A 9382-nucleotide genomic window follows, 5' to 3' on the forward strand; every position below is an offset into this window, starting at 1 on the left:
GAAAATTTCAATACATCTAATGTTACTATTAAACCATAGTAAATTAGCCACTTTACATTTTCCATTATACCTCAAAGCTTATATATATCAACAACTTTATATTTTTTTACCAGCTAAATTCTTTTTTTATAATTTTCTATCATATTCTTCTAAACCCGTATTCCAACAAGAGGTTTAGCCATTTTATTCAAAATTTTACCTGGTAAAATTATATAATTAAACTTAGCTTTTTAATTATTTCTCTAATAAAATTAATGATGCTAAGGTTATCTTTCAAAAATTATTTTAATCAATTTATATCCATCATATTTATCAATATTTTACAATTTTATACGCTGGAATTTAGTATCTAAAGAAATCTATATACTTTTATATATACGATTTTTATCTTTAAATTCTATTTTTTAAACTCATTACTTTTTTATAGTCTCTTGGACTCACTCCAATTACTTGTTTGAAAGCCTTCGACAGATGATACGCTGAAGAATATCCCAACTCTTGAGCAACTTCAGTTACTGTCTTATTAAGAAGCAGCCTTTTTTGAGCATATTGAATTTTTTGTTGATGAATATATTTTGCTGGTGGAATATTCAACACATTAGTAAAAGCTTTATATAAAACACTATTAGATACTCCAATTACTTGGGACATCGTGCTTAATCTAATTGATTCAAACAAATGATTTTGAATATAAACTATAGCTTCATTAACTACTTGAATGTACGGCGAATCAATTATTTCGATATAATTATCTTGACTACGTTTTAATTGAGCTCTCATCATTTGAACAATCAAACGAATCAGTGCTGAAGTAATAATACTAGAATAACCAATTTCTTTTCTCTGAGCCTCTAAATATAACCTATCTAACATTTCTGTATAATCCAACATTTCATGAGCTTCAATCATATGCCCATGTTTTGTTAATAATGAAAGAAACTGATGTTTTAAATAAACAGGTTCAATGTCAAAATGAAAGTAATAAAATGAATATTTATCATAGCCTTCATTAATAGTAGTAATCAGTTGTGACGGCTCTAATACTAAAAAACTTCCCGGTTTACAATTATATTTCTTATTACCAATAATCGTTGTAGAGCCACCCTCACGATAACATACAATTTCTATATCATCGTAAATATAACTTGCTCTTGCATCATGATTAGATACCCATTTATCAAAACTATGAATTTGAAAAGTCATTTTTCCAAGCATATCTGTCAATTTATCACTTTCAAAAACAATGGATTGATTTTGTGTTTGAATATACATAAAAATCACCTCTTTTTATTTTAACCTAAATTAAAAAAGGATACAATTATTGAAGCTTGAAAAAACAACTTCTAATTATTCAATAGTTTTCATCAAAAATGCAGGTATCAACCTGCATTTAATAATTTTTATAGTTAAAATTAATTAAGCTTTTTTTTCTTCTTTCCATAAATATAAAATGTAGTAGTTCCTAATATAATCACAGCCATTGTCCATAAAACAATATTTTGATAATCTCCTGTATTAACTGTATCTGGTGATTTTTTAGAAACATCTGGCGTTACTAAGTTATCAGGTGACACTGGTTTAACAGAATTAGCAGGATCATTAGGGTTGATAGGATCACTATTTCCACCTTCACCTTTCATTCTCCATAACTGCGTACCATAAAATGGATTTGCTGTTCCTACAACCATCCAATCATCAGATGTTGCAAAAATTCTTAATCCATGATTATATGGATCATTAAAACCATCTGTTGTAATAGTTTCAAAATTAATTCCATCATCAGTTACATACATATCAAATCCTCTTGTAGCTGTTGAAAGATATTCCAAGCATTCTTTAAAAGCTTTAAGATTATCTAATGTCATCATATTTAATAATTTATCATATAATTCATCAAGTATATTTGGAAGACCTGAAATCTTGTCTTCAATAGTTTTATAAAATTGATAAAGCTCTTCATATATATTTATAAATTCTTCACTACCTTTTTTATTCAAATAATCATCACAAAGAGCTAATTTTGCATTTAAAACTGCTAATTCTTCGGTAGTTTTTGCTTCTAATGAATCAGTAGCAATAGTCCCATTAAGAATATCATTTGCAAGCTGTTCTTTTTGTTCATCTGTTAAAGCTATATTATTTTGACTTGATTTTCTATTTTGACTATAAGAACTTATAGTTATATTTTTGTAACGATCGTTTGCAAGTTCAGTAGCTTTTTCTACCATTGCATAAGCTTTTTCTTGAGAATTAGATTCACTCATCAATTTAAAATTAGAACCACTATCATTTTTTTGTGCCAACAATTCTAAAAGAACTTTAATGTATGCAATTTGTGACTGCCATTCTTCTGGTTCACGATTAATTAAGTCACCATTAGTAAACTGACCAATTGGTTCTAATAAACTACTACTATCAAATGTTCCTAAATATAGTTTTCCATCATATACAACCGATTGCCAGATATATTGATTTTCATGATGTCCAAAACCAGAACTAATACCTGAGATTCCGCCATCAGGAAACATATCTGTAGCATCACCAACAACAAGTTCAATATTTTCATTTTTATCCATACGATAAAGATTAACTGATTGTTCTAAATTTTTTGCTAAAAACTCAACGTTAGTATTAAATAAAACATCTTCCAAAGCTATTTCAATATCTTCATACTCACCAATATAAAGATAATCATTATAAATCACCATATTACAAGCACCTGCTCGTGTTCTTTGAGGATCGATACCAAAAGTATATTTAGCATTATCCTTTTCTTTATCACCAATGACACTCGTCCACTGCCATGTACCATCGGATTTTTCATCACCACGAACAATTGCAAAAGACTGCATTGTATGTTCATCAGGTTTATTATCTGGAGTTCCAGTACACACTGCCACATAAAGACTTCCATTATATGAAGCTATTTCCCAGATAGAACCGCCATAAATGCTATCTACATAATGATAAGCAGGATAATTGAATAAATCATCTTTATTTGCAATTACTTTAAAAGAATTACGATCAGAAGGATTCGATGTAATCATAATATAAGGTCCATTTAATCCAACACAACTAACAACTAACTGATTATCATAAACCGTCATACCACGGATACCAGTACAAATTCCTTCTTTATAAGCCTGGCCATATTCCTGCAAAGTTAAACCAGTATAGACTTCTTGAATTTTATCTGTTTTAGGATCAACTTCATAAATACTAGGTAACCCTACACCATTTGAACTAACACTGCCACAAAAATATAACTTATCATTATATTCAATTGCATTTCTAAATAAAGGTGCTTGTCCAGTGGTATTTTTAGACATTAATAATTCAGTTTCACCAGTATTAATATTAACTTTCACTAAAATTCCTTGAGAATCCACGCCATCTTCCTGCCCATAAAAAAATGTACCATTAAAAAGAGTATTTAGTGTTGCTCTCATAACTTCAGTATCAAATTTATTACCTAATACGCCATCCATCAGTTTTAAAGTATTTCCCATTGCAGCGTAGCAAGTACCTACATAAACATAATCACCATATGTAATTGCAGCCCAAGAATAACTTTGTCCACGATCACCATAAGTATCATCTTCATTTTGACCAGGTGTATACGTTTTTACATTACCATTACCAACATAATCAACAATCCCATCTGGTGATTGTCTTGGTTTATCAGCATGGGAAAATTTTTCAAATGTATAATCTCCTGATGAATACTTATTAAATTCAGGAATAACTAATTCATCATCTTCTTTTGCCCATATTGCCTTATAAGGTAATGTGCTAATACATATCATTACACTCATCATACAAATTAAAAATTTTTTCATTCCATTTCTCTTTTTCATTTTCTTCCTGTCCTTTCTAAAATATAAGTACCATTATATACTTGGCAATTATATTATTAAATGGACAAAATAATTAAAATGTCTAAAAAGCAATATTAATAAAAATTTAAAATTATTTCTTTCAAACACATCTACAATCATTAAACTAATCAACTATTTTACGCTGATAGACAAAACTAAAAACTGCAATTCCAATTATAATTACATATCCTATAATACTAAATAAATCCGGAATTTGTCCCAAAACAAAGAAACCTAATAACGCGGCAAAAAGAATTTGCGTATAATCATATACAGAAATATCTTTACCTGGCGCATGAGTATAAGCCGCAGTAATTGAAAATTGTCCACCTGCCGCCATTAATCCCGCTCCAATTAATAAAAGCAATTGTTGTAAAGACATTGATACATAATTTAATGCAATATAAGGTAAAACTGAAATACATGAAAAACATGAGAAAAAGAAAACGATTTTTGCACTATTTACACCTTGTTTTCCTAATTGTCTAACACAAGTATAGGCAATTCCCGCTCCTAATGCGCCACAAACACCAATTAAAGAATTAATATTACTCATAAAATCAAATGATGGTTTGATAACAAATAAACTACCTATAAAAGCAACTATAATTGATATCTTTTGAATATAATTAGCTTTTTCTTTAAGAAATAAACTTGAAAAAATAATTACAAAAAATGGTGATAATTTATTAAGCATCGAAGCATCACTAACCAAAAGATGATCTACTGCATAAAAATTACATAATATTCCCAGTGTTCCAAAAATAGAACGTAATAATAACATTGGAATATCTTTTTTTTGATACTTAAAATCCTCTTTGTTTTTAATCAAAACCCCTAAAGCAAACAACGCAGCTAATAAGTTCCTAAAAAAGCTTTTTTGAATCGAAGGAATATCCCCAGATAGTTTCACAAAAACATTCATAGCCGCAAAAAAGAAAGCTGCCAAAATAATATATATAATCCCTTTTTTCCTATTATTCATAAAATATCCTTTCTAATTGAATTCAAAACAAATATATCCACATATATCCACAAAAATAATCAATAATATAATAACTTTTTAAAATTTTCAATATGTATTACATCTTATTAATTTATCAGTAATAAAAACTATTCATAAACTTTTCTTTATTCAATAACATATACATTCAACTTAGTAAAACATATCACAACCATTTATTTAAACTAAATTTTATTTTTCATTCGCATCTTACCAGTAACATTTTCAACAACTATTTTCATTACTGTTGTTTTAGGCATTACTGCAAGATTAAATTGAAAATCTTCTTGATGATAATGTTTCATCAAAATACATAAAGCCTCATATTTTTCTTCTTCTGAAAGTATCTCTATTTTCCCTTTACCAATAACACTTTCATATTCCATTGTACAATTACCCTGATCTACATCCATTACCAATCTGTGTGAACAATCCATTTCAAAGCTCACCCGATTATCTTTAGCAATCAATGCATATTTTCTTCCCTCAGTTGCGCCATGAAAATAAAGAGTGATTTTATCATCTTTTACCTGCATTCCAAAATTAAGTGGTAAAATATATGGATATCCATCATCATTCAGTGCCAATCTACATACATCACATTTTTCCATTATTTTAATTATTTCTTTAATATCAGTTATTTCTCTATCACTTCGTCGCATATTATTTTACCTGCCTTTTTAATTATTTGTTTTCTTATGAAGTGTATTATATCACAGATTTAAATTTTAACTATTTATTTAATTATAAAATTTTTCTACAAATACCCCTTAATAAGTGAAGCTAATTCGTTGATTTTAAAATAGTAATGTACTATAATTTTAATGATTATTAAATAAAGTAAGGAGAGAACTATGGAAATTTCAAAAGATATTCGCTATGTAGGTGTCAATGATCATAATGTCGATTTATTTGAAGGACAATATGTTGTTCCTAATGGAATGGCATATAATTCATATGTAATTATGGATGAAAAAATTGCAGTAATGGACACAGTAGATATTAATTTTACTCATGAATGGCTAGATAATCTAGCAGATGTTTTAAATGATAAGATTCCAGATTATTTGATTGTTCAACATATGGAACCAGATCATTCTGCAAACATCAAGAATTTTATTAAAATATATCCTGATACTACAATTGTTGCTAATGCAAAAACGTTTGCTATGATGGATCAGTTTTTTGATTTGGATTCATCTATAAAAAGACTTGAAGTAAAAAATGGAGCTACTTTATGTTTAGGTGAACATACTTTAACATTTGTATTTGCCCCAATGGTACATTGGCCAGAAGTAATGGTTACTTATGATGATAAAGATAAAGTTTTATTTTCTGCTGATGGCTTTGGAAAATTCGGAGCTAATGATGTTGAAGAAGAATGGGCTGATGAAGCACGCCGTTATTATATTGGAATCGTTGGAAAATATGGTGCTCAAGTACAAGCATTATTAAAAAAAGCTGCTGGCCTAGATATTCAAATAATTTGTCCACTTCACGGTCCTGTGTTAACTGAAAATTTAGGTTACTATATTAATTTATATGATATCTGGTCTTCATATAATATTGAAAGTGAAGGAATTGTAATTGCCTATACTTCAGTTTATGGAAATACTAAAAAAGCTGTTGAAATTTTAGCTGAAAAATTAGAAGAAAAAGGATGTCCAAAGGTTATAATACATGATTTAGCACGAGATGATATGGCTAAAGCTGTTGAAAATGCATTTCGTTATGGTAAACTAGTTTTAGCAACGACTACATATAATGCTGATGTATTCCCTTTTATGAAAGAATATATCCATCACTTAACTGAAAGAAACTTCCAAAATCGTACTGTTGCATTTATTGAAAACGGTTCTTGGTCACCACTTGCAATAAAAGTGATGAAAGAAATGCTATCAGGATGTAAAAAAATTACTTATAGCGATAATTCAGTAACTGTAAAATCCGCTGTTAAAGCTGATACTATCGAAGCAATTGATAAGTTATCCGAAGAATTATGCCGTGACTATATTGCACAATCTGATGAAAAAGCAAATAAACATGATATGAGTGCATTATTTAGAATTGGTTATGGTTTGTATGTAGTTACAAGTAATGATGGAAAAAAAGACAATGGTTTAATTGTTAATACTGTTACTCAAGTTAGTGATTCTCCAAATCGTATAGCTGTAAATATTAATAAACAAAACTATTCACATCATGTGATCAAACAAACTGGTAAATTAAATGTAAACTGTTTATCAGTGGATGCACCATTTAATGTTTTTGAGCGTTTTGGTTTTAAAAGTGGTCGAACAACAGATAAATTTGCTGATTTTAAACCTTTATACTCTGATAACGGACTTGCTTTTTTACCTCGCTATATTAATGCGTTTATGTCACTTGAGGTTGAAAACTATGTTGATTTAGAAACTCATGGTATGTTCATTTGTAAAGTAACTGAAGCACGTGTTATGTCTGATAAAGAAACAATGAGCTATACTTATTATCAAGATAATGTTAAACCTAAACCTAATACTGAAGGTAAAAAAGGATTTGTATGTAAAGTATGTGGTTTTGTTTATGAAGGTGATATATTACCTGATGATTATATTTGTCCATTGTGTAAGCATGGTGTTGTTGATTTTGAACCAATCGAAAATTAATGATTTGGAGGCTATTATTAGTCTCCTTTTATTTATAAAAAATAGACAGTTTTACTAGCTGTCTATTTATTTTGATCAATATCAATTAATTCATATTCACGACTACCAATTTTTAAAGCTGCAGCTGCTTCAACTGTATGCACACCATTTCTTGACTCGATTCGTTCTAATAAATGTTGTTTACCAGGATCATTTGATGCATAAACTAAATCTAAACAAGCTTGATCTAATGCCACTGGATCAGTTGAACAAAGGATTCCAATATCAGCAATTGCTGGATCTTCAGCCACTGCACAGCAATCACAATCAACTGACATATTACACATAACATTTATAAAAACAATATTTTCTTGATAATAATTAACAATTGTCTGAGCTGCATCAGCCATTGATTCTAAAAATGAATCATGATCAGCAGTCCAAATTTCTTCAGGAACTCCAGCCCCATGAATATGAGCTTTACCATGCGATGAAGCTATCCCAATAGAAATATTTTTCAAAGCTCCACCAAAACCACCCATTGGATGACCTTTAAAATGGCTTAGCACCAACATTGAATCATAATTTTTTAAATGTTCTCCAACATAATTTACTTTTAGATGATACCCGTTTTTTACAGCTAACTCCATTTCACCATCTTCATCCATGATATCAACCGCTGCAATATCACACCAGCCATGTAATTTCATTGTTTCCCAGTGTTCTTTAGTTGTATTTCTTTTCCCTTCATATGCTGTATTACACTCTACAATTGTTCCATCTACATATTTAATAATTGGTTCCATAAAATCCGGTTTAATAAAATTTTGATTCCCTACTTCCCCTGAATGAATTTTCACAGCAACCTTACCAGGTAATTTTACTCCCAACACATCATACATTTTAATCATTGCTTTTGCACTAATTTCATTTGTAAAATATACTTTTGCTTTTTTCATTTTCACCACTCCTCGTATTCTCACTTACCATTATAATCCTTAAAGTTAACTTTAGGTCAATAATATTTTAATATCATCTTTAACATTTTCACTTAAAGCTATCAAATATAATAAAAAAAATCTATCTAAGAATAGTTTTTTCTAGTTTTAAAATAAAAATATAAAAGGAAGAATTAAAATTATAAATAAATTTTGTTATTTCAATTCTTCCTTATTTTTAATTACTCATTATCAAATAAGAACTAGAAAAATACTAAAGAGATTTTTTAATTTTTATTACTTTTTCTTTCTAAATAAATACGCAATTGCACTTAATGAGACAGCTGTCCCTAAAACTGCTGTTAGATTAGTATCATCACCAGTAGCAACACTTGTTGTATCACCTGATTTTACAACTGATGTACTTTCTAACCCTTCGATTGCTTTTGTTAAAGCATCATTGGCTTTATCTACTTCACTTTGCACTGCTTCGGGATCATTTAATACTACTTGCGCTTCATTTACTGCTTCTTCTACTACTGCCCAAGTCTTTGCACTATAATTTACTTTATTTAACGCCATCGCTTTAGTAAGCGTTCCTGTCAATAATTCCTTATTTGGAATCAACCGTAGATCTAAATATGTTTTCAATAATCCATTATATGCATTGTCTACTTCTTCTTGACTTACATTTGGATCTTCTAATACTTCTTTTGCTTTGGCTGCTGCTTCTATAAATCTTTCTGCACTAGCTTCTGTATAGCGTTCTATATCTATTCCACTTACTTTATCATATAATCCCTGTAATAGCTCTTTATCGGCTTTTAATTTTAAGTTAAAAAATGCTGTCATTAATTCGTTATATGCATTATCTACTTCTTCTTGGGTTACATCTGGATCATCTAATACTGCTTTAGCGTTTTCCATCGCTTCTGT

7 protein-coding genes are annotated in these 9382 nt (G+C 29.1%); 1 reads left to right on the forward strand and 6 read right to left on the reverse strand.

The features are described from left to right. Positions 1-390: 390 nt before the first annotated feature. The 4 genes from BR82_RS0114860 to BR82_RS0114875 all read right to left on the reverse strand — a co-directional run bounded on the left by BR82_RS0114860 (position 391) and on the right by BR82_RS0114875 (position 5543). On the reverse strand, positions 391-1272 hold the full coding sequence (locus tag BR82_RS0114860) for a helix-turn-helix domain-containing protein (RefSeq protein WP_240474577.1): 882 nt from the start codon (positions 1270-1272) through the stop codon (positions 391-393). Between the two features lie 140 nt (positions 1273-1412). After that, the gene (locus BR82_RS16545) at positions 1413-3857 is read right to left on the reverse strand and encodes a hypothetical protein (protein WP_051592871.1); all 2445 of its coding nucleotides are present in this window, start codon (positions 3855-3857) and stop codon (positions 1413-1415) included. Between the two features lie 145 nt (positions 3858-4002). After that, positions 4003-4863, reverse strand: coding sequence for a DMT family transporter (locus tag BR82_RS0114870; RefSeq protein ID WP_027090794.1), 861 nt, complete (start codon positions 4861-4863; stop codon positions 4003-4005). Positions 4864-5066: 203 nt separating this feature from the next. Continuing rightward, positions 5067-5543 carry a pyridoxamine 5'-phosphate oxidase family protein gene (locus tag BR82_RS0114875; protein ID WP_027090795.1) on the reverse strand — a complete coding sequence of 159 codons (477 nt, stop codon included), beginning with the start codon at positions 5541-5543 and terminating at the stop codon, positions 5067-5069. Positions 5544-5735: 192 nt separating this feature from the next. On the opposite strand from BR82_RS0114875, the gene BR82_RS0114880 reads away from it, so the two are divergent. Continuing rightward, a complete protein-coding gene (locus BR82_RS0114880) occupies positions 5736-7529 on the forward strand; it encodes a flavin reductase (protein ID WP_027090796.1) in 1794 nt (597 codons plus the stop codon). Positions 7530-7591: 62 nt separating this feature from the next. On the opposite strand, the gene BR82_RS0114885 is transcribed toward BR82_RS0114880, so the two are convergent. After that, positions 7592-8467, reverse strand: coding sequence for a DUF362 domain-containing protein (locus BR82_RS0114885; RefSeq protein WP_027090797.1), 876 nt, complete (start codon positions 8465-8467; stop codon positions 7592-7594). Between the two features lie 276 nt (positions 8468-8743). Further along, positions 8744-9382 (reverse strand): LPXTG cell wall anchor domain-containing protein (locus BR82_RS0114890; protein ID WP_027090798.1); only part of this gene is annotated, 639 nt, incomplete at its 5' end.

It is taken from the genome of Thomasclavelia saccharogumia DSM 17460 (assembly GCF_000686665.1).
GTDB classification, from domain to species: domain Bacteria; phylum Bacillota_I; class Bacilli_A; order Erysipelotrichales; family Coprobacillaceae; genus Thomasclavelia; species Thomasclavelia saccharogumia.

What these genes read in the sequence shown, in the direction of transcription:
- BR82_RS0114860 (WP_240474577.1), bottom strand. Translation starts at nt 1,272, where the DNA reads ATGTATATTCAAACACAAAATCAATCCATTGTTTTTGAAAGTGATAAA.
- BR82_RS16545 (WP_051592871.1), bottom strand. Translation starts at nt 3,857, where the DNA reads ATGAAAAAGAGAAATGGAATGAAAAAATTTTTAATTTGTATGATGAGT.
- BR82_RS0114870 (WP_027090794.1), bottom strand. Translation starts at nt 4,863, where the DNA reads ATGAATAATAGGAAAAAAGGGATTATATATATTATTTTGGCAGCTTTC.
- BR82_RS0114875 (WP_027090795.1), bottom strand. Translation starts at nt 5,543, where the DNA reads ATGCGACGAAGTGATAGAGAAATAACTGATATTAAAGAAATAATTAAA.
- BR82_RS0114880 (WP_027090796.1), top strand. Translation starts at nt 5,736, where the DNA reads ATGGAAATTTCAAAAGATATTCGCTATGTAGGTGTCAATGATCATAAT.
- BR82_RS0114885 (WP_027090797.1), bottom strand. Translation starts at nt 8,467, where the DNA reads ATGAAAAAAGCAAAAGTATATTTTACAAATGAAATTAGTGCAAAAGCA.